The organism is Flavobacterium seoulense (assembly GCF_000695795.1).
Classification (GTDB): domain Bacteria; phylum Bacteroidota; class Bacteroidia; order Flavobacteriales; family Flavobacteriaceae; genus Flavobacterium; species Flavobacterium seoulense.
The window spans coordinates 18,719-40,446 of sequence record NZ_JNCA01000026.1; the positions used below are offsets into that span (position 1 = coordinate 18,719).

The following is a 21,728-nucleotide window of genomic DNA, read 5'->3' on the forward strand; positions in this document are numbered from 1 at the left end:
TTTTAAAAACGGGTATTAATTCCGCATGAAATAGTTCTAGCCTGCGGATAGTTGAAACTAAATTCTCGTATGCCATTCATTCCTGATGGGCTTTTTTCTCTGTACCAATACAATAGATTCGATACATCGGCAAAAATGGTGACTGTATCAAAAAATGTTTTCTTTATAGGAAGATTATAACTTAAATTAACATTGCTGATTTTTATATAAGTAGCATCATAAACATATTTACTCATATTAGCTAAGAGCGTATTATTAGAAGGAGCTGGCTGAGATACCATGTCTCCTGGATTTCTCCAATAATCAAAAGCATTAACCGACATATTTCTGTTTGATGTATTTCTAGATTTAGAAATTATTTCATCTGAGATTAATCGGTCTCCACCCCATTGAAAAGCACCGGTAATCGATAAGCTAATACTATTATTAAATGAAAAACGATTACTAAAACCTCCATTTGCTTTTGGTTGTGTATTGCCAATTGGTACCCAGTCAGCTTTGGTAAATAGTTCGTTGTAAGTTGCTGCATCATAAACCTGACCGTCTTTTCTAATTAAATCACGTCCTGTTGCCGGATCTACACCTACCCAGTTTACTCCCCAAATAGTGGTAGTGCTGAAGCCTATTTTTTGAGCCAGAGCTAAATTTGCTTCAGAATAATCGCTTCCTAAGCCTACTAAATCAGTTACTTTATTATCTACAGTAGCAATGTTAAAAGAAGAAGTCCATTTGAATTTTCCTTTTTGAAACCATTTAATTCTGGTTGAAAATTCAAATCCTTTATTGTACATACTCGATGCATTTAACTGAACGGAACTATATCCGTTTTCTGTTGGAATATCACGAGAAGCAATCAAATCAGACAAACTATCATAGTAATATTCTAACGAAAGTTCTACAGTATTAAAAACATTAAAATCTAATCCGGTATTGAACTTTAGATTTTTTTCCCAACTTAAATTTCCGTTTGGAGCTACGCTTGGTCTTGCGTCTAAGTAGCCATTATATCCATTTTGAGAGATAGTATATAATCCTTTAGATCGATAAGAACCAATTCTGGAATTACCCGTTGATCCATAACTAATTTTAAACTTTAAGAAATCTACCCAGGAACTTGTATTAAGAAAATCTTCGTTACTAAGTATCCATGCTAAACCAACTCCACTATTTAAAGCTACATTAGAATCTGTTCCAAAAACAGAACTTTCATCGCGTCTAATATTAGCCAGGGCGTAATATCTTTTTTTATAATTGTAGTTTACCTGAGCAAATGCAGAAACTCTGGAAGCATTGCTTATTTCAGCTCCTCTTACTTGTCTTCCTAAAGTTTCATCTATATTAGGAGTTTCCGGATTATCATCTTGTAATGATTCCTCAACATTATGAATCACATTTGGGTTTACAAAACCTGATGCCGATGCATAATTAAATTTGCCTTTTTCTTCAGAAAGTTCAAATCCTAAAACTCCATCAATTTTATTATTCTTATTAATTTCTTTGTCAAATAAAACTTGTCCTTGCCAGTTCCATCTGGTTGAGTTCCTGTTATTAAAAAGCCTTCTTCCTGAGTTTGGATAAGTAACTCCGTCTAATACAAATGTTCCGTTGTTTTGTCCACTTTCATTTTCACCCGAAAACCAACGATCCTGTTCTTTATCTACATAATCTAAACCAAATAAGGTTGAAAATTTAATGTTCTTATTTAGTTCATAGCCTAAATTAAAACTTCCTAAAATGCTCGATGTAGTAGTTCTGTTTCTATTTTGTTCAATGGCAGCTAATGGGTTTCCTCCTGTGTTACCACCAGAGACTCCTACATTAGAATAACTTCCATCTTCGTTATAAGGAGAAATAGTTGGTATATAAACAAAATCATAAAACGTATTTGGGGCATCTTTTTTAATGAAACTTGGGTTTAGAGATAAATTTACATTCCACTTCGAATGGTTGTATCCTAAATTAATCCCTGCATTAAGCTGTTTTGTTGTATTACCCACTTGAGGTTCATCAATATTTAAATAACCTAAATTAGTACGATAAGAAAATTTTGAACCTGCTCCTGAAACACTAAAATTATATTTATTATAAATTCCCGTTTTGTTTAATAAGTCAAACCAATTAGTATTTACTCCATTATAAGGAAGTAATGCTGTACCCGGAGAAGTATTTTTTAAATAATCATTTCTAAGTTCAGTATATTGTTCTCCGCTTAAATATTTAATTTGATTAACAGCTGAAGAAATTCCCAATTGATTAGAAAATGTAAATTTGGTTTTTCCTTGTTTTCCTTTTTTAGTTGTAATTAAAATAACACCATTAGCTCCATCCGCTCCATAAATACCTACTGCCGCAGCATCTTTAAGAACAGTGAAGTCTTCAATATTATCAGTAGAAATCATAGCCAGAGGATTCGATAATCCTTCTGCCAGTCGCCCGCCATCAAAATAGGGATGATCAATTCCTGATTGTTCACTCATAATTACACCATCAATAATAATCAATGGTTGGGTAGATGTTCCTAAAATAGAATTGGTTAGTGATTTTAAAGTTCCCTGTCCACGAATGTTAATTTTTACAGGCCCACCAACTCCGGAAGTGTTTTCGATTAAAACACCTGCAATTTGTCCTTCAAGCATTTTGTCAATACTTTCAGATGCTTGTTGAACCGGAATATCTTTAGCATTTATAGTAGAAATACTTCCTACGATTTCTTCTTTTAATTTTTTAGTTCCATAAGAAGAAGTAATTACCACCTGATCTAATTCGTCTATAGCTTCTTCAAGATAAAATACAAATTCGGTTTTGTTTTCTACTTTTTGAGTCTGCGTTTGCATTCCCAGATATTCTACTTCCAGTTCAATAGAATTGCTGTTGTTTCCTTCTAAATCATATATAAATTTTCCATTAGCATCAGTAATGGCTCCCATTCGCGTACCTTTTATACGAACGGTTGCTGCAGCAAGAGGCAGTTTGCTTTTCGCACTAAATACAGTTCCTCTTAGATATCTTTCTTTATTTTGAGACTGTGATTTTACGGTTTCAGCTGAAGTTGTATTGGTTAATAAAACCTGCTTTTTTTGAATGTAAAACGAAATGTTTTTTCCCTTTAACAACTGCGTTAATACAGTTTCTAATGTGGCGTTGGAAACATTAACATCTGCTAATTGATCAGCATCAATTTTTCGAGCATTATAAATGATTCTAAAATCAGTTTGCTCTTCAATCGATTTGATAATTAGACTTATAGGTTTGTTTTTTACATGTAATGTAATGTTTTTAGTTTGCGAAAATCCTTTAAAATTAGATATAAGCAGGGCTAAGAAAAACAATGTTTTCCTCAAATGAAAAGGTATAAAAGAAGTCATATTTTAACTAGGGTTATGGAAGATTTGTAATTCTGATAGTGTTTTTATTAATAGAATAATTAAAGGGTGTGTCACGTTTTAGAAGTTCTAAAATGTTTTCGACACTTGATTCGCTAATTTTAATAGTACCAGTGAAATTCTGTCTGGCCAAATCAGAATTTTCATTGATAATTTCAACGTCGTAGGTACGTTGGATTATTTTAGCAATTGTAGAAAATGGGGTATCTTTAAAAGCAAGTTCTCCTTGTATCCAGGCGGTATAAAAACCTGTATCGATTACTTTTGTTGTAATTGTTTTCGAATTGTTGTGCCAAGTCGCCATTTGGTCTGGCTTTAATATGATGGCATTCGATTCATTTTTAGTTTCAAACATTTGAATGCTTCCTTCAACAAGCGTACTATTTACAGTTGGATTTTCAGGATAAGCACTTACATTGAATTTTGTTCCCAGAACTTTAATGTCAACCTGATTAGCGTTTACAATAAAAGGATGTTCTTTGTCTTTAGCAACTTCAAAAAAAGCTTCTCCGGTTAAGTAAACAGTTCTTTTTCCTTTGATTCCAAATTGCTCCGGATAGCGTAATGTACTTCCCGAGTTGATATTTACAATAGTTCCGTCAGAAAGTGTCAGTTTGAATCTTTTTCCGTAAGGCACTTTAAGCGTGTTGTAAACTATTTTATCATCATTTACTTTACCGAAATAAATAATTTGATTAGGGAATTTTTTTGCTACTAAATCACCATTAGCATTCAATAATTGTGTTTCGTTGTTCTCAACAAAATATTCTGATTGTCCATTGCCTAATTCTAAGACGATTTCTTTTGACAGTTTTGTTTTTTCATTGAAATCGAAAGCTAGTTTGGCTAATCCTGCAAAAACTAAAAATACAGCGGCATATTTAAAACAAGAAATAAAGTTTCTTTTTCGCTGGATCTTAATTACAGGAGCAGCATCGCTTGTAGTTGTTTTTGAAAGCGAAGCTAGTGCCCAGGTTTTTTTAGCATTTATAAAATACTTTTTATTCTCTTCTGAGGCTTCAATCCATTCAAAAAGTCTTTGCACTTCTTGTTCTGTAGCTTCGTTAGACAGGTATTTATAAATTAAATCAGATATCATATTTTGAGTTTTTTATAAGGGCTCTTTAGTAAGTACACCTGAACCCTAAAAAACCCTATGTTCTATTTTTAATTATTATAAATAAAAAGTAAAATTAGAGTCAGATAGTCCGATAAACTATTTCTTAAAAGCTTCAAAGCCTTTGTCATATGGGCTTCTACAGCTTTTAGAGTAACTTGCATTTCTTCGGCTATTTCTACATTTTTTTTCTGTTCGAAACGTTTTTTTATAAAAACTTCTCGTGTTTTAGGCGGAAGATTACTTATCGAACCGTTAATTAAATGCTCTAATTCGGAAATTTCTAAAGTATCAAATGAAATCGAATTCAGGATTTCTGTATCTAATTCTTTTTCTTTTTGATTAAGAATATCATCTTTAAAACGATCTTTAACTTTATTATGCCTGATGATATTTAGGCATTTAGATTTGGTATAAGTATATAAAAAAGAAGTAATTCCGTTAATGGATTCAATGGTATCTCTGTTTTCCCATAGGTGCAAAAAAGCTTCCTGAGTTACATTTTCGGCTTCTTCCTTGTCATAAATAAATGAAATACTAAAAGCCTGAATTTTTTTAAAATAACAATCATAAAAATAGGCAAACGCTCCCTGATCTCCTTTTTTGAAAGATTCAAAGTGTATTGATTCAAGGTCGTTTTTTATTATCATTGAAGTAAAATACTTTGGATAGAGATAAGCTATTTAAAAGTGCTGCAAATATAAATGTTATTTAAATTAGTTCTAAATTATTGATTGTTTTTTACATTCTAAAAAGCAATCATAAGCTTTTAGTAGTATTTTTGTTATTATCATTATATGTTTAAAAATTAATTTTAGGTACATTCGATAATCTGTAAAAGCGAAAATATGAATTTAGAAACTTTTTATGAATATTGTCTTTCGAAAAAAGGAGTGACTGAACATTTCCCTTTTGATCAGGATACTTTAGTTTTTAAAGTTGGAGCTAAGATGTTTGCTTTGTCATCACTAAAGCAATGGGAACTGGGAAATCCGTCAGTGAATTTAAAATGTAATCCTGATTTAGCTAAAGAATGGAGGGCTGAATTTGAAGCGATACAGCCAAGTTTTCATATGAATAAAAATCATTGGAATACTGTTACAATAAATAATAGTATTTCAGATTCATTTTTGAAGCAAATGATCGACCTCTCTTATGATTTGGTTTTTAATAGTTTGACTAAAAAAAACCAGCAAGAGATTTTAAATTTAGATTGATTTTATTCTTTTTAAGTTAATTTTTGTAATACTCTAAAATAAAAGTTAATAAAGTTTGTAAGTTAAAATTTAATTCATCATATTTGTGATGTAAACGTTTACATTTATCATTTTGTCAAATCTAAAAGCAGTCGCTGAACATTCTAAGGTTTCTATAGCCACAGTATCTAGGGTCATTAATAACGATCCTAAGGTAAGCAAAGAGACTATGCTTAAAGTTCAGGCTTCGATAACTGCTTTAGAATATAAACCCAATCGCGTTGCACAACGTTTAAGAAGTACTAAAAGCAAAACAAAATTGCTGGGCTTAGTAATTCCTGATATTCAAAATCCATTTTTCGTTGATGTTGTTAGAGGTGTCGAAGATTACGCTTATCAAAACAATTTTGCTGTTATGATTGGCAATTTTGGACAGGACGAGAAAAAAGAAAAATTATATCTTGACATTTTACAATCAGAGAATATTGACGGATTAATTGTTGCTCCAATTCACGGAAGAGATAAAGGAGTTGAAAATCTGGTTAAAAAAAATATTGCAGTTGTTTGTATAGACAGGGGATTGACAGAAGTTGATGTTGATATTGTAAAGGTAGATAATGATGAAGGTGCTTTTAAAGCTATTGATCATCTTTTAAGTATTGGACATAGACGTATTGCGTTTATTTCGGGAAATTTTAAAATTCCAACTTATATTGATCGTTTGGCCGGTTATAAAAGAGCATTAAGTAAATACGGAGTTCCATTTGACGAGAGTCTAATTTTTGTAAGAAATACTGATTATAAAAGTGGATTTGAACTTGCTAATAGGATTCTGGATTTAGAAGAACGCCCATCGGCTATTTTTTCAGGAAATAATCTATTGACATTAGGAGCTCTGGAAGCAATTCATGGCAGAAATATAAATATTCCGGAAGAAATTTCGATTGTAGGATTTGATGATATGCCATGGTCCATTTCGTTAAATCCGCCATTAACAGCCGTACGTCAGCCAGGTTTTGATATGGGACGAAAAGCAGCCGAAATGCTGTATGAGCGAATTTTAAATCCTAGTAATAAAAAAGAAAAAGTAATATTAGATACTGAGTTAATGCTCAGAAAATCAACTACTCCTATTGAGTAGTTTTTTTTAACCCAAAAATGTAAACGTTTACATTTATGGGTCAGAAGTAAAAAAAATGGTCATTTATTTGGTTTGTAGCGGTTTATGTAAAAAGGAAACGAATGAAAGAAATTGTGATTTTAAATCCTAATCGTGTTGTTTTTGGGGAGGGAAGCATTCAGCGGTTTGTAAGCGATTTTATAGAAAAAGGATATAAGCGGATGTTTTTAGTAACTATTACTGAGATACAGGATGCTTTAAAACCTTTTCTGGAAAGTTTACAATCGGAAGGAATTGCAATTGAAATGGATTTATCCATAGTAAAAGAACCCACATTTGAGGATTTTAGTAAAGTTTTAGAAAAAGCAAAGACTTTTAATGCTGACAGTATTGTTGGTATTGGAGGTGGAAGTGTGCTGGATGTGGCTAAATTAGTTGCTGCTCAGTTAAAAAATACACAAACTTTAGAAGAAATAAAAGGAATTGGAAATCTTAAAGAAAGACAAACTTATGTGGTTTGTGTTCCTACAACTTCGGGAACCGGAAGCGAAGTTTCTCCCAATGCCATTTTTGTTAATGATCAAGGAGAAAAAGTAGGTGTTATAAGTCCGTATCTGGTTGCAGATGCTGCCTATATCGATCCTCTTTTGACGATTTCTATGCCAAAAGACGTTACAGCAGCAACAGGAATCGATGCCTTAACGCATTGTTTAGAAGCTTATACCAATAAATTTTCGCATCCTTTTGTCGATTTATATGCCCTGGAAGGCGTACGCTTAATTGCAAAATATTTAAAAAGAGCCTGCGATAATGGAAATGATATAGCAGCAAGAACTCAGGTTGCATTAGGAAGTTTGTATGGCGGAATGTGCCTGGGTCCTGTAAATACTGCTGCCGTACATGCTTTGTCTTATCCCTTAGGTGTTGAATATCATATTTCGCACGGACTGTCAAATGCATTGTTACTGCCTCATGTAATGGAATTTAATATCGAAACTAATCCCGATAAATACGAACGTATTGCTGAGGTTTTAGGTGCTGAAAAGAAAAACAATTCGAAAGAAACAGCCTTAGAAGGAGTAGAAATATTAAAAAAATTGATTGTCGATTGTGGATTGCCAATTTCTTTGAGTCAGACCGCAGTAAAAGAAGAATCAATTGCTAAATTAGCCGAGGAAGCCGTGAAAGTGCAGCGATTATTGAAAAATAATATAAGAGAAATTGCTGTAGACGATGCGGTTGCAATTTATAAATCAGCTTTTTAGTAAATAAATGAAAAATAGTAAAAAATATCACGGAGTTGTTGTGCCAATGGTTACGCCTTTTGGTACGGATTTGAATATTGATTTAAACGCAGTAACTGTTCTTGTAAATCATTTAATTGATGGAGGCTGTCATCCATTTGTACTGGGAACAACCGGAGAATCGAGTTCTGTTTCTTTCGAAAATAAAATAGCATTAGTTAAAAAAACAGTTGAAGTTGCTAAAGGAAAAGCTACCATTTATGCTGGAATTGCCGGGAATTGTTTTCAGGAATCTTTAGATCAGGCAAAGGCGTTTACTGATTTAGGAGTTGATGTTCTTGTGGCTCACGTTCCGTATTATTATCCGTTAAGTCAAAACCATATTTTAAATTATTTTAATCAGTTAGCATCGGCGGTGTCGTTGCCGCTTATTGTTTATAATATGCCAATGACGACTAATATGTCTATTGATTTAGAAATTGCCGACCAGTTGAGTCAACATCCTAATATTGTTGGTTACAAAGAATCTGAAAGAGGAGAAGAAAGAATGGAAAAAGCAATCAGTCTTTGGAAAAACAGATCAGATTTTTCTTATTTATTGGGTTGGGCAGCTAAATCGTATGAAGCTATGTTGCTTGGAGCTGACGGATTAGTGCCAAGTACAGGAAATTTAACACCGCAATTGTACCATACGATTTATCAAAGTGTTTTTGATGGAAACAATGCTTTGGCACAAAAAGCACAAGTAAAAAGTGATGCTATTTCGAAAATATATCAGGAGAATCAAATTTTGTGCAACTCAATTCCAATTTTGAAATATTTATTATCAAAATATAATTTGATTACCAAAGAAGTTTTATTGCCAATGATTGCTGTAAATGCAGCAGAAGAAAAATTGGCAACAGAAAAAATAAACAATTACGGAAGCAATCTAAAAAGCCTGAACAGTATATAATGAAGAATGTAAAGCCAATTTTAGGGATAACAATGGGAGATCCTGCAAGTATAGGACCCGAAGTTGCTGTAAAGGCATTGTTAGACCCTAAAGTTTATGAAGTGAGCCGACCTGTTTTGGTAGGTGAAGCTGCTGTTTTCGAGCAAGCAATTCAGTTTTGTGGATTGGATTTAAAAGTAAACCGAATTTCGAAAATTGCCGACGCTAAATTTGAAAAAGGATTTGCTGATGTTTTTGATTTGAATTTAATGAATATCGCCGATTTAAAGTTGGGCGAAATTACAGCCGAAGCAGGGGATGTGGCTTTTAAAACAGTAGTTAAAAATATCGAATTGGCTCTCGCTGGAGAAATTGAAGGAACAGTTACGGGGCCTATTCATAAAGAATCGATTCAAAAAGCAGGGCATGTTTTTGCAGGTCATACGGAGATTTATGCTCATTATACCAATACTAAAAAATACGGAATGTTATTGGTGGAAGAAAATCTAAGAGTTATTCATGTTTCAACCCATGTTTCTTTGAGACAGGCTTGTGATTTGGTCAAAAAAGACAGGATTCTGGAATGTATTTCTCTTATTGACGAAGCGTGTAAAAAGTTAGGAATTACAAAACCTAAAATTGGTGTCGCAGGATTAAATCCGCATGCGAGTGATGGAGGTCTTTTTGGTTATGAAGAAGAGCAGGAAATTTATCCGGCGGTTCAGGAAGCACTAAAAAAAGGATTTAATGTTGAAGGCCCCATTCCTGCCGATACTTTATTCTCAAAAGCAGTAGGCGGAATGTATGATGGCTGTGTGGCGATGTACCACGACCAGGGGCATATTCCGTTTAAAACGGTAGGTTTTAATTGGGATCAGTCCAAAGGAAGAATGAAAAGCGTAAAAGGTGTAAATATAACATTGGGTTTGCCTATTATTCGAACATCAGTAGATCATGGAACAGCTATGGAAATTGCCGGACAAGGTATTGCAAGTCCAGATGCGATGGTTCTTGCGATAGAATATGCAGCAAGATTGCACAAGAATAAAAATAATAATTAGTAAATGATAGCGGTTATATCAGATGACTTTACAGGAGCTGCCGAGATAGGCGGGATTGGTATTCGTAACGGATTTTCGGTTACGATAGATACCAGCGTAAATTCAAATTACGACTGTGAAGTTTTAGTAATCGCTACTAATACAAGATCCTTGGATAAAACGGAAGCTCAGAAGCAAATCCAGCAAGTTACCAAAGAATTATTGGCACTAAAGCCTGATTTTATTTATAAAAAAACAGATTCCTTACTCAGGGGAAAAGTTGGAGACGAATTGACTGCCCAACTAGAAATATCCGCAAAGAAAAAAGTGTTATTAGTTCCTGCTAATCCTTTGTTGAAACGAACAGTGGTAAATGGTATTTATTATATTAATGAAATTCCGTTAATGGAATCTAATTTTTTTAATAATGATTTTGCTAAAGGGACAACTTCAAGTGTATTAGATATGATTGGGAAGGATTATAAAGAACAATCATTTTCAGTTTCACTCGGACAGGAATTACCTAACAAAGGTTTTATAATTGGCAATACTCCAACTAATGAAGATTTAATGGGATGGGCTAATCTTCTTGATGAAACAATGCTTCCGGCGGGAGGTGCAGGCTTTTTTGATGCGATTTTGAAAAAAATTAAATCAGAACAAAAAAAAGAATTATCTTCCCTCGTATTTGGAAAAAAAGCTTTGTATCTATGCGGGAGTAATTATCAGCCTAGCAGGGCAGTAGTGAAGAGGGCTAAAGAAAACGGAGCTTCGGTTTCTTATATGCCAAGTACCATTTTTAATAATATTGATTATGAAAATGTGATACAAAAATGGGCCAATGAAATTGTGAAAATTATTCAGAAAAAAGATAAAGTTGTTATAGCTATTGACGAATTAGAATGTAAAGATGTAGAAAACGTTTCTAATAAAATTAGTTATATATTTGGAGTGTTGATAAAAAAGATACTCGAAAAAGTAACTTTGGAAGAGTTATTGATAGAAGGAGGGGCAACGGCTTATTCTATAATTGAACATCTGGGATATAAAAAGTTCTATCCGGAACAGGAACTATCTCAGGGTGTTATAAGGATGGAAATTGAGCAAACAACTAAAATGCATCTAACATTAAAGCCAGGAAGCTATCAATGGACTGATTCGGTCTGGAAATTTTAAAACTATAAAGCATGAATGAATCTTCGTTACACTTTATTGACTATTTGATAATAATCATATCATTATTAGTTACGTTAGGAGTGGGAGTAAGATATTCTGGAAAAAATACTAATACACAACAATATTTTGCAGCAGGAGGGAATATTCCTGCCTGGGCTATTGGAATGTCCATTTTTGCAACATTAATTAGTAGTGTAACATTTTTAGCTTATCCGGGTGAGGGTTATAATTCCAATTGGATATTGCTTATCCAGGGTTTTATGGTACCTGTTGTGCTTTTTTTCTCCATACGGTTTATTGTGCCTTTGTATCGAAATGTAATTGGGTTAAGTGCCTATGAATATTTCGAAAAAAGATTCGGCTATCTTGCAAGAGTTTATGGTTCAATAGGGTTTATTTTCGCTCATTTTTCTAAAATGGGCTCGGTATTATTCTTATTGTCATTAGCCTTAAATTCTATGACAGGAATCGATTCGATGACTATTCTTTGGGTCATCGGAATTTCGATTATATTGATTACACTTTTAGGAGGAATGGAAGCTGTAATTTGGTTAGACGTTATTCAGGGATTTTTACTTATTTTAGGAGGATTATTAGCAATAGGAGTTATTATTTTTAAAACTGATGGCGGACTCGGAGCGATTTTAAATCATGCCATTAATCAGGATAAAATAGGATTTGGACCCTATGATTTCGATTTTGTAAACCTTACTTTTTGGGTAATGTGTGTTAATGGAATATTTTATGCTATTCAAAAATATGGAGCCGATCAAACTATTGTGCAGCGTTATCTTACCGCAAAATCCGATAAAGAAGCTATAAGAGGATCTATAATAGGAATAGCCATTACAGTGCCTATATGGGCTTTGTTTATGTTTATAGGGACAGCCTTGTTTTCGTTTTATGCCATCAATAATTTAGATTTACCAGTTGGAATAGACCCGGATGCCGTTTTTCCGTTTTTTATAACAACACAATTACCGCCAGGATTAGTTGGACTAATATTATCGGCACTTATTGCTGCTGGAATTTCCAGTTTAGATGCCGATTTGAATTCTCTCGCAGCTGTAGGAGTAGATGATTATTATAAACGATTGAATCCAAATAGTTCAGGAAGACAACAGCTTAATTTTGGTAAATTATTAGTTGTTATTGCAGGTTTGGGAGCCATTTCTATTGCTACTATTTATATAAAATTAGATGATGAAATAGGGATATTATCTACCGTTTTTATGCTATATGCCATTTTTTCCGGTGGAATTGCAGGAATGTTGTTATTAGGACTTTTTGTGAATCGTGCTAATAAACAAGGGCTGTATATAGGTATTATAGCTTGTGTAATCTTTACAAGTTATGCTTTGTTGACTTCGACTTTTACAGATCATGGAACTCATAGAGAACTTCTTTTAGATTTAGGTTTTTATAATTTTACACAGCATAAATACATGTTAGGCGTGTATAGTCATATTATATTGTTTTTTGTAGGCTGGGGGGCTAGTTATTTTTTTCCAAAAGCTGAGGTGCCTAATAATCTTACGTATTATGGCTATTTAGATAAAAAAAGAAAAGGGTTAATATAACTTTAATAATGAAAGTAAAAATCAAAAGTCTTAGTTATTTGGAATAAAATAGCTAAGACTTTTTTGTGTATTTTTATCAAAATAATTAGAAATTAAAGTTAGAATAATTAACTTCTATTTATGAAATTTGATTTTACTTTTGTGTTGTAAAACAAATGATTATCCAGTCAGTAAAAATAATATTAGCTAAATAATGAAAGATCAAATAAAGAAATTTTTAAACGAAGAGCAAGATCCAAAAGCCATTGAAAAAATCACTTCAAAGCTGAATGATTTGTTGATGAAAAATGAAGAAATAGGTTATATTGGTGTCCAAAAAAAACCGGCAATTACAGTTTTTCCGGATAGTATTGTTTTAACCAATAAAAGAATTATTATCTGTCAGCCTAAGAATTTAGGATTATCAATGGATTTTGTTGATTATACCTGGGATCAGATAGAAGGTACTTTTGTAAAAGAAAACATTTTGGGTTCAGAGTTTTCTTTTTCAACTAAAACAGATATTACGGTTTCTATTGATTATATTCCAAAAATTCAGGCTAGAAAGATTTATACTTTTGCTAAGGAACAATTGGATTTATTAAAAAACACAGCTGTTTCTAATACAACTATAATTCCTGAAGAAGTTTCCATTATTGAAGACGAAATTGAAGAGGTAGAAACCGAAGAAGTAAATGATTTTGCCGAAATTCTTCCGACAACTCCGCCTGTATTTGTAGCTAACGAAGCTTCAAAAGACAATGATCTAAAAGGTTTGTCGCAGGATGAGCTTTTTGAGAAATTACAAAACTATAAAAAACTCCTTGATAACGGATTAATTTTACAAGGCGAATACGACGCTTTCAAAAAAGAAATTCTGAGTTTGATGTAAGGAATAGTCAACTTTTTAGGACGATAAAAATTAAAAACCCCGGCAAGTTCTCAATTTGTCGGGGTTTTAGTGTTATGATAAATAAATAGGGAGAAATTAAATCAGATTGCACTAAAATAATTTCGGATTAGCAGCTGTTTCCCTAACTCAGCCTGCTTTTTTATTAGTAAGCTCCTAAGAAGAAACTTCCTGTAGCAGTTTTTAATTTTGCTCCTTTTTTAATTTCTTTTGTTTTAGTATTTATGATATAAATATTACCATCTTTTCCTGAAGGAGTTAACGGAAGATATACATTGTCTCCAACAAGACCTATGTTTTGGAATTGACCAAATGTAGAAGCTAATGCTGCGTCTGTTTCAATTTCTGTAGTTAATTTAGTTGCAGTTTTATCATTTAAATTTATTAAAGCAACGTACCCACCTGTAGCACTTGATGTTGTGTATAATACTACAGCAAGTCCATCTTTAATATATCTCCATGCTTTAATTTGAGCTCCAGTAATACTTAAAGCAGTATTTAAATTAAAGTGGTAATTTTGATCATATTCACCAGTTGCTTTACTAATACGTAAGATATCTGGACCAGAAGTAGCGGTTGCTTGGTAAAGATTTCCATCAGTACCAACATATTGTGTTAATGTACGGTATCCTAAATTGTCAATCTTACTGTTATTAGAAATAATAATTTTAGCATTTGTTAATCTTGGATAATCTACTACATAAGTAACAGTACCTAAATCTCTTACTTCAGTAGATAATTGCCATCCATTTATAGCACCACTAGTTGTATTTGTAGTTACTGTACCATTAACGTTATGTCTTCTAATACCTAAACCAATATAAAGTTTAGTTTTATCTTGATTCAATACAGGTACATCAGCTCTCCATACATGATATCCTTTAGCTTCTAATTCAGTTCCAAGTTCGATATTGATACTACCTGTATTTGTAATGGCAGTACTATTTAAATCGATATTGGCAATTTTTATTGTACCTTTTGGATGACGGTATTTATAATTAGGTGCTGTTCCTGTGTAAGGATCTAATGCTTCACCGAAAGAAACTCCAACACCAATACCTTCAGCTGCTTTTACCCAGCGTGGAGATGTTCCTAAAATTGTTGCAGTATTTAATTCAAACCCTACTTCTTCATATTTACCTTCACCATTTACTTTGTATTTATTAAATACTCCACCTTCTGTTCCAGTATATTGTATGTTGTATAAGAATTTACCATCTTCCGAAGCTTGAACACGAGCAGTACGACTTGATTTTAGGGCAAAACCATTTACATATTTTTCACCTTCCATTTTAAAAAGATCAACTTCATAATTTGGATCAGCTGCATTTTCTTGAGTTATAGCATAAGCACGAGTGCCTCCGTTTCCTGCAGTTCCACCAGCATCTGGAAAAGATCCAGTTAAAGTAATCCAACGAGTTCCATCATCTCCACCATTGTTTCCAGAATCGTTGTTGTTATCATCATTATTACAGCTTCCTAATGTCAGACCTGCAATAACAGTACTCAATAATGCTATTCTAAATAGATTTTTTTTCATGATATTAATTTAATTTGATTATAAAAATTTACTAAAAGTGTAATTTAATTTGAAGTAGATACCTCTACCTGGTTTTTGTATTTGAAAATTATCATATACTTCTGCATTAAGTATGTTTTTTACGTCTATACTAGCAACTAATTTTTGAGCAGGGAAACGATAACTTAATCCTAAATCATGTGAAAACTGAGTTGGTGTTATAGAAAATTGAGGTTGCCCTCTAACGGTGAAATATTCGCCTACATATCCAGCATTATAGTAAGTGCTTAATGTCGATTTCTTCTGAAAAAGATTCTTAAAAGTATATTGCATATTCATGTTCATCGTAAAAAAAGGCTCGTTAATTACCTGATGATTATAATATCTATTTGGTCTCCCTTTTTCATCGAATTCACTTTTATCAAGATTATTGAATTTTGAAATATTAAAAGAAGTGTTTAATCGATTATTATAGATGTAAATAATTTCAGCTTCAAATCCTCTTGCCTGTGTTCTTTGAAGATTTACATATCTTGAAACTTGTATATCTGCACCTGATTCATCTTTAATATCTGCATCAGCTACAGTCTGGATAGTAATTTTATCATAACCATTACGCCAAAATGCATTAGCATAAAGAGATATTTTGTGTTTACCAAAATTTGATGGATTCCAACGAAATCCTAAATTGTAATTGATATATCTTTCTCCTTTCAGTTGGAGATTAGGTAATATGTTTCTAGAAGGATCACCAAAAAGTTGAATTTCATCTGGCATTATGTATGAGTTTTCTGTTGACCCAATAAGAAATACATCAGAAATTACATTATAAGATATTGTACCGCCATAGCCAAAATTGCTGTCAGTGGTAGAATTAATCTCTTCAGCAATAGAATTTACTCCATCTGTAGTTATGATTCTTTTGCGTAAATCGTTGGTACGATTGATTGTATACTTTCCTAAAATATTAGTTTTTAATTTTCTATTGAAAGTTTCCGCCTCATAATTCATTGAAATAATATTTTTATAAATATCACTTTCTGTAGCTAAATCACTAGCACCAGGTGTCAATAAATCCTCTTCTATTCTGCTAGTTCCTTCAATTTTATGATTCAGAGAGGCCCTATGACCATCGGTAATCATATATCCCAGATTAGTACGGGCATTAATTACCTTTCTATCTATATTTGAGATAACTTTTTTTCCTTGCTGTCCTCCATCTTTTGTACGTAATTGTACAATTTCTTCATTTACAATGGCTTCTCTTATTTTACCATTCCAATTGTAGGCCCAACCTACGGTATCCTGTAAATAGGTACTGCGTTCGCTTCGTGCTGCAATAACACTTAAGGTTAAATCTTTTGTTAAGAAATTTTTCTTGTTATAGTTTAGTATAAATGCATGAGCTTCAGTTTCATTAAATCGACCTACATAAGGTACCGACATTGTGATTCCGTGTGGGATTTCAGTATAATTGCTCGATCCGTTATACCCAATAAAAAATTGATCAGCCCATTTAGTGTCAGTGAAACCTACTTCAAAACGTCCTGCTATGTTTTTATAAGTATTGTTAAATCGTTTAACCTTATAATTTCTTATAATTTGCTGGAATTCATTTACATATGTTGATGAGTGACCCCAGGTTTCATAGCTGTTGTCTGTATAGATGTAAGCACCTGAACCTCTAAAAGAAAGACCTGATTTTTTTTCACGAAGCATTACACTAAGATCAGATTGAAACGTATTGAATGAACCATAAGAAACAGCAGCTGTTGCATTGTTTTGTGATACATCTTTTTTCAATACTACATTGATAGCACCGCCTACATAATCTCCTGTCAAATGAGAAGGTAATACACCTTTGTACACTTCTATACGTTCAATCATAGAAGGAGGTATGTTATTTAAGTTGAAAGATTGTCCAAAAGTTGAAACTTCTATTCCATCTAAAAATATTCCAACAGTACTTCCGGACATTCCATTAAGGTTGTATTCAACATTAGAACCTATTCCTCCGTTTTGTCTTACACGTACACCTACTGATCGGTCTAATAATTCGTTAGTGGTTAGGTTTCTTAACGATGCTTCTTTAGTTTCTATAATGGCTACTGCAAATCCGGAAGTTTCAACTTTTTGCTTTTTTGATTTTCCTTTAACGCTTACATCGTGTAGTTCTTCTGCTTCTTCAGGATCTTTTTTCGCTGGTTTTTCTTTTTTCTGTTCTTTTTGTGCTTTTTCATTATTTTTTGTTTCCTGTGAAAAAACAGAAACTGAAAGCAGGAAAAATAACACGTAATAAGGTAGTTTTGTGTTCATTACTAGGATAATATGTTTTTTTATTAAAAAACTATACTTAATTAGATTTATTATAAATAAATTTGTGCAAAAATAGTCTCTCAATAGATGAAAGAGATAGGGAAAAACGGATTATTACTTTGTAAAAACGGATTATTATTGTGAAATTTAAATCGAGTATTGTAGGACGGGAAAATCCCATTACAGTAATAGAAACTGATTGGGATTACAATCAGAAAAGTCATTTTGTTGAAGAAAAGACCGCTATAAAAGAGGATGATGTAGAGCAAATCACGATTAATAACCTGATTGCTGAGGGAATTTTGATTGTTGATACAAAGATGTTTTTCGCACAAGAACAAATCATTAAAACAGAGATGATTGGGGAAGCAATAGTAATGAACTTTATTTTTTCCAACAATTTAGAATCTCATATTGATCAGGTGGAGGAAGATGAATATTCTATTGAGAACACTCATAATATCTTATATGCTTCCAGACTGAATGCAACGTTTAAAATTCCGGCCTTAGAAGAAATAAATTATCTGTCTATTATTTTGTCTCCTGAGTTTTATTCGAAAATGATTAATGAAGATTGGGGAATTCATAAAAAATTCTCTAAAAATATCATCGAGAAAAAAACAGGTTATTTAACTCCTAAATATGCTCCATTCAATTCAGGAATACAATGGATTATTCACGAAATAAAAAAATGTACTTACGAAGGTTCGATGAAAAAAATGTATTTGGAAGCCAAAATCAAAGAATTGCTGATTTTTCAATTGGATTCTTTGATCGAAAAACCTAAAAATACAGAACAAATAGGAGAGGAAGATTTAAGTAAGTTGATGAAAGCCAAATTAATTTTGGAAAAAAACTTTACTAATGCACCATCGCTTCCGGAACTTGCGAGATTAATTTCGCTGAATGAATTCAAATTAAAGAAAGGTTTCAAGACTTGTTTTAAAACTACAATTAAAAGTTATGTAACTCAACTAAGAATGGAATATGCTAAGGACTTATTTAAAAATGAGACTTCAAACGTAGGTGAGGTGGCTTATAAATGCGGTTATAAAGATGTATCTCACTTTTCGGCGGCATTTAAATTTTTCTATGGATTTACTCCGGCGAGTTTCAGGAAAATCAATATTGGTACAAAAATATACCTTTTATACTGGAACTTTTTTGATACTTTTTATTTAGATATTCTTTCTTTCGAATGTTATTTAGTGTAGTTTTTTAAATACAAAATGTTAGCTTATTGTTATTAAAACACAATTCGTTCTGGGGATTGATAACAATAGCTTAATTTTTTTCAGGGTTTTAGTTAATGCTTGAGGTTTAGTTTTGCCTCAAAATTTAATTAAAATAAACACAATGAGAAAAAATTATTTTGTAATGTTATTTTTTTTACTGGCTCTGGTAGGTTATGCCCAAAATGGCGTAATATCAGGAAAAGTATTAGATGCGGTAGATAAAATGCCATTACCAGGTGCAATGCTTCAGTTAGAAGGAATGAATAAATATACCGTTTCTGACTACAATGGGCGTTATGAATTCTTAAATGTTCAGGAAGGTTCTTATACCGTAAAAGTTACTTATATAGGATATGCTGCTGGTTCAACTACACTTACAGTAAGCAAGGGAACAAACTCAGTTCATAATTTTGCGCTTGTAACTTCAGGAACAGAATTAAACGAAGTGGTTGTTGGTGATATATTAAAAGGACAAGCCAAAGCTTTAAATCAACAAAAACATAATAAAAATATTGGAAACGTAATTTCTTCAGACCAGGTAGGACGTTTTCCGGATGCTAATATTGGGGATGCCTTAAAACGTGTTCCTGGTGTTACTATGCAAAATGACCAGGGTGAAGCAAGAAACATCATCATTAGAGGTTTAGCTCCATCATTAAACTCTGTTACATTAAATGGAGACAGAATTCCATCTGCAGAAGGAGATAACAGAAATGTACAAATGGACTTGATTCCATCGGATATGATTTCGACTATCGAAGTGAATAAAACATTAACATCAGATATGGATGCTGATGCTATTGGAGGATCAGTAAACTTAATTACAAGAGCGACTCCTAATGGGGAAAGAATCTCGGCTACAGTAGCAGGAGGTTATTTACCTATTCGTGACAAAGCTTCTTACACTGCAGGTTTAGTTTATGGTAACCGTTTTTTCAATGACAAATTAGGAGCTGTTTTTAGTGGCTCTTATAATAATGTAGATTACGGTTCAGATAACGTAGAAAACGAATGGGTAAAAGATGATTTTGGTAACGAATTCATTCAGGCTGCCGAAATTAGAAAATACGATGTACAACGTATTCGTAGAAGTACTTCGCTTGCATTAGATTATAAATTTGATGATAACAATACCATTTTTGCTAATGCTATTTACAACTGGAGAGATGATAGAGAAAACCGTTTCAGAACAACGTATGATGATATCGAAGCGATTTACAATGGTGAAAATATTGTAGGTTTTGAAGGTCGTGCAAGACGTCAAACTAAAGGTGGTATTGACAACAACAGAAATAAAAACAGAAGGTTAGAAAGACAAACGGTTCAAAACTATTCATTACGTGGTGAGCATTTGATTAATTCGAAATTAGATTTAGATTGGTCTGCTAATTATTCTAAAGCAAGAGAATACCGTCCGGAAGAGCGTTATATCGAGTACCGTCAAAAAGGAGTGGATATTTTTCAGGATTTTTCAGAAAGCAAATTTCCTTTAGTAACTTCAGGTGGAGAAGCATTAAATCTGTTAGCATTTGATTCGGCTTCTGAAAATACCGATGATACTTCAGAAAGTGAATTTGGAGCCAAAGTAAATATCCGTATTCCTTTTACTATTATTCCTGAAGAAAAAGGAAGATTCAGAACAGGTCTTAGACTTCGTATGAAAGAAAAAATGAGAAATAATAACTTCTTTACTTACGAACCAACAAATAGCAATATGGATTTGTTGTCTAATGTTCCAACTAGCTTTTTTGACGGGAAAGGATACAATCCGGGAGATAAATATGTACCGGGAACTTTTGCTTCAGCAAGTTTCTTAGGAAATTTAGATTTGAACAATGCTTCATTATTCGACAAAACATCAGATCCGGCTGAATTCTTAGCTGTAAATTACAATGCAAAAGAAAATATCTATGCCGCTTATGTAAGATGGGATCAGGATTTTAATGATAAATTATCAATGGTGTTAGGTTTCCGTTCAGAAACTACTCATATCAATTACACAGGAAATCGTGTATTGGACGAAGAAGAATTAGAAGGAGAAATCACTACAAAAAATAATTATACTAATCTTTTACCAAGTATTTCATTCCAGTACAATGCTACACCAGATTTGATTTTAAGAGCTGCTGCAACTACAGCTTTAGCAAGACCTAATTATTATGCTTTGGCTCCGTTTGTAAACAACATTGCTGCCGATAGAGAAATTACTGCTGGAAATCCCGATCTTGATGCTACTTACTCTTACAACTATGATTTCATGGCTGAGAATTATTTCAAATCCGTTGGTTTGATTTCTGGAGGTGTTTTCTACAAAAGATTAAATGATTTCATTTACAACTATAGCGATAACCAATATACTACTGCTAAGTTTGCTGCTGATTTCCCAAATCAGGCTAACCCAATCCCAACAGGTCAAAACTGGTCATTTGTACAGTCAAGAAACGGAAAAAGCGTAGATGTTTACGGATTTGAAGTTGCTTTCCAACGTCAGTTAGATTTCTTCGAAAGTAAATTTTTAAAAGGATTTGGAATTTATTTGAACTATACTTACACAAAATCAGAGGCTAAAGGAATTGCTGATGAGAGTGGAAACGAAAGAACAAATGTTAGTCTTCCGGGAACTGCACCACACATGTTCAATGGTTCATTGTCTTGGGAAAACAAACGTTTCTCTGCAAGGGTTTCAACAAATTTTGCTGCTGATTATTTAGACGAATTAGGAGCTGACAGCTATCAGGATAGTTATTATGACAAGCAATTTTTCTTAGATGCTAATGCGGCTTACAAAATTACGCCACACATTCGTCTTTTTGCCGAAGCAAATAACTTGACAAACCAGCCGTTACGTTACTACCAAGGTTTAGCAGCTAATACAAAACAAGTAGAATACTATCAGGCACGTTTTAATTTCGGATTGAAATTTGACTTTTAGTACTAAACAAAAATAGAATTAACTTAGCAACAGGACATTTTTTGTCC

15 protein-coding genes are annotated in these 21,728 nt (G+C 32.8%); 10 read left to right on the top strand and 5 right to left on the bottom strand.

The window, feature by feature from the left end; all coding sequences use genetic code 11:
• Positions 1–2 precede the first annotated feature (2 nt).
• From FEM21_RS13160 to FEM21_RS13170, 3 genes are all read right to left on the bottom strand, one after another.
• Entirely contained in the window at positions 3–3,365 is a 3,363-nt protein-coding gene (locus FEM21_RS13160; protein ID WP_035661153.1) for a SusC/RagA family TonB-linked outer membrane protein, read from the bottom strand.
• A gap of 13 nt (positions 3,366–3,378) precedes the next feature.
• Positions 3,379–4,482: a FecR family protein gene (locus FEM21_RS13165; RefSeq protein WP_035661156.1), complete on the bottom strand. Its 1,104-nt coding sequence runs from the start codon at positions 4,480–4,482 to the stop codon at positions 3,379–3,381.
• A gap of 68 nt (positions 4,483–4,550) precedes the next feature.
• A complete protein-coding gene (locus FEM21_RS13170) occupies positions 4,551–5,150 on the bottom strand; it encodes an RNA polymerase sigma-70 factor (RefSeq protein WP_035661158.1) in 600 nt (199 codons plus the stop codon).
• 198 nt (positions 5,151–5,348) lie between these two features.
• Here FEM21_RS13170 and FEM21_RS13175 point away from each other — a divergent pair, with 198 nt between their 5' ends.
• The 8 genes from FEM21_RS13175 (at position 5,349) to FEM21_RS13210 (ending at position 13,661) form a co-directional block, all read left to right on the top strand.
• Entirely contained in the window at positions 5,349–5,717 is a 369-nt protein-coding gene (locus tag FEM21_RS13175) for an MmcQ/YjbR family DNA-binding protein (protein WP_035661162.1), read from the top strand.
• A gap of 112 nt (positions 5,718–5,829) precedes the next feature.
• On the top strand, positions 5,830–6,837 hold the full coding sequence (locus FEM21_RS13180) for a LacI family DNA-binding transcriptional regulator (protein WP_035661165.1): 1,008 nt from the start codon (positions 5,830–5,832) through the stop codon (positions 6,835–6,837).
• A 101-nt stretch (positions 6,838–6,938) separates the two neighbouring features.
• A complete protein-coding gene (locus FEM21_RS13185) occupies positions 6,939–8,081 on the top strand; it encodes an iron-containing alcohol dehydrogenase (RefSeq protein ID WP_035661168.1) in 1,143 nt (380 codons plus the stop codon).
• Between the two features lie 7 nt (positions 8,082–8,088).
• Positions 8,089–9,015: a dihydrodipicolinate synthase family protein gene (locus FEM21_RS13190; RefSeq protein ID WP_035661172.1), complete on the top strand. Its 927-nt coding sequence runs from the start codon at positions 8,089–8,091 to the stop codon at positions 9,013–9,015.
• A complete protein-coding gene (gene pdxA / locus FEM21_RS13195) occupies positions 9,015–10,055 on the top strand; it encodes a 4-hydroxythreonine-4-phosphate dehydrogenase PdxA (protein ID WP_035661175.1) in 1,041 nt (346 codons plus the stop codon). Before FEM21_RS13190 ends, pdxA begins: the two co-directional genes overlap by 1 nt.
• A gap of 3 nt (positions 10,056–10,058) precedes the next feature.
• Entirely contained in the window at positions 10,059–11,210 is a 1,152-nt protein-coding gene (locus tag FEM21_RS13200) for a four-carbon acid sugar kinase family protein (protein WP_035661179.1), read from the top strand.
• Positions 11,211–11,221: 11 nt separating this feature from the next.
• Positions 11,222–12,790, top strand: a complete 1,569-nt coding sequence (locus FEM21_RS13205; RefSeq protein WP_035661182.1) for a sodium:solute symporter — start codon at positions 11,222–11,224, stop codon at positions 12,788–12,790.
• Positions 12,791–12,983: 193 nt separating this feature from the next.
• Entirely contained in the window at positions 12,984–13,661 is a 678-nt protein-coding gene (locus FEM21_RS13210) for a PH domain-containing protein (protein ID WP_035661185.1), read from the top strand.
• Between the two features lie 163 nt (positions 13,662–13,824).
• Here FEM21_RS13210 and FEM21_RS13215 read toward each other — a convergent pair whose 3' ends face one another.
• Positions 13,825–15,219, bottom strand: coding sequence for a hypothetical protein (locus FEM21_RS13215; protein WP_035661188.1), 1,395 nt, complete (start codon positions 15,217–15,219; stop codon positions 13,825–13,827).
• 18 nt (positions 15,220–15,237) lie between these two features.
• Positions 15,238–17,514, bottom strand: a complete 2,277-nt coding sequence (locus FEM21_RS13220) for a TonB-dependent receptor plug domain-containing protein (RefSeq protein WP_051627600.1) — start codon at positions 17,512–17,514, stop codon at positions 15,238–15,240.
• Between the two features lie 140 nt (positions 17,515–17,654).
• Here FEM21_RS13220 and FEM21_RS13225 point away from each other — a divergent pair, with 140 nt between their 5' ends.
• On the top strand, positions 17,655–18,728 hold the full coding sequence (locus FEM21_RS13225) for an AraC family transcriptional regulator (protein WP_081824704.1): 1,074 nt from the start codon (positions 17,655–17,657) through the stop codon (positions 18,726–18,728).
• Positions 18,729–18,870: 142 nt separating this feature from the next.
• Positions 18,871–21,681, top strand: coding sequence for a TonB-dependent receptor (locus FEM21_RS13230; RefSeq protein ID WP_035661192.1), 2,811 nt, complete (start codon positions 18,871–18,873; stop codon positions 21,679–21,681).
• Positions 21,682–21,728: the final 47 nt, after the last annotated feature.

What these genes read in the sequence shown, in the direction of transcription:
- FEM21_RS13165 (WP_035661156.1), bottom strand. Translation starts at nt 4,482, where the DNA reads ATGATATCTGATTTAATTTATAAATACCTGTCTAACGAAGCTACAGAA.
- FEM21_RS13230 (WP_035661192.1), top strand. Translation starts at nt 18,871, where the DNA reads ATGAGAAAAAATTATTTTGTAATGTTATTTTTTTTACTGGCTCTGGTA.
- FEM21_RS13185 (WP_035661168.1), top strand. Translation starts at nt 6,939, where the DNA reads ATGAAAGAAATTGTGATTTTAAATCCTAATCGTGTTGTTTTTGGGGAG.
- FEM21_RS13200 (WP_035661179.1), top strand. Translation starts at nt 10,059, where the DNA reads ATGATAGCGGTTATATCAGATGACTTTACAGGAGCTGCCGAGATAGGC.
- FEM21_RS13175 (WP_035661162.1), top strand. Translation starts at nt 5,349, where the DNA reads ATGAATTTAGAAACTTTTTATGAATATTGTCTTTCGAAAAAAGGAGTG.
- FEM21_RS13190 (WP_035661172.1), top strand. Translation starts at nt 8,089, where the DNA reads ATGAAAAATAGTAAAAAATATCACGGAGTTGTTGTGCCAATGGTTACG.
- FEM21_RS13220 (WP_051627600.1), bottom strand. Translation starts at nt 17,514, where the DNA reads ATGAACACAAAACTACCTTATTACGTGTTATTTTTCCTGCTTTCAGTT.
- FEM21_RS13205 (WP_035661182.1), top strand. Translation starts at nt 11,222, where the DNA reads ATGAATGAATCTTCGTTACACTTTATTGACTATTTGATAATAATCATA.
- pdxA (WP_035661175.1), top strand. Translation starts at nt 9,015, where the DNA reads ATGAAGAATGTAAAGCCAATTTTAGGGATAACAATGGGAGATCCTGCA.
- FEM21_RS13215 (WP_035661188.1), bottom strand. Translation starts at nt 15,219, where the DNA reads ATGAAAAAAAATCTATTTAGAATAGCATTATTGAGTACTGTTATTGCA.
- FEM21_RS13210 (WP_035661185.1), top strand. Translation starts at nt 12,984, where the DNA reads ATGAAAGATCAAATAAAGAAATTTTTAAACGAAGAGCAAGATCCAAAA.
- FEM21_RS13160 (WP_035661153.1), bottom strand. Translation starts at nt 3,365, where the DNA reads ATGACTTCTTTTATACCTTTTCATTTGAGGAAAACATTGTTTTTCTTA.
- FEM21_RS13170 (WP_035661158.1), bottom strand. Translation starts at nt 5,150, where the DNA reads ATGATAATAAAAAACGACCTTGAATCAATACACTTTGAATCTTTCAAA.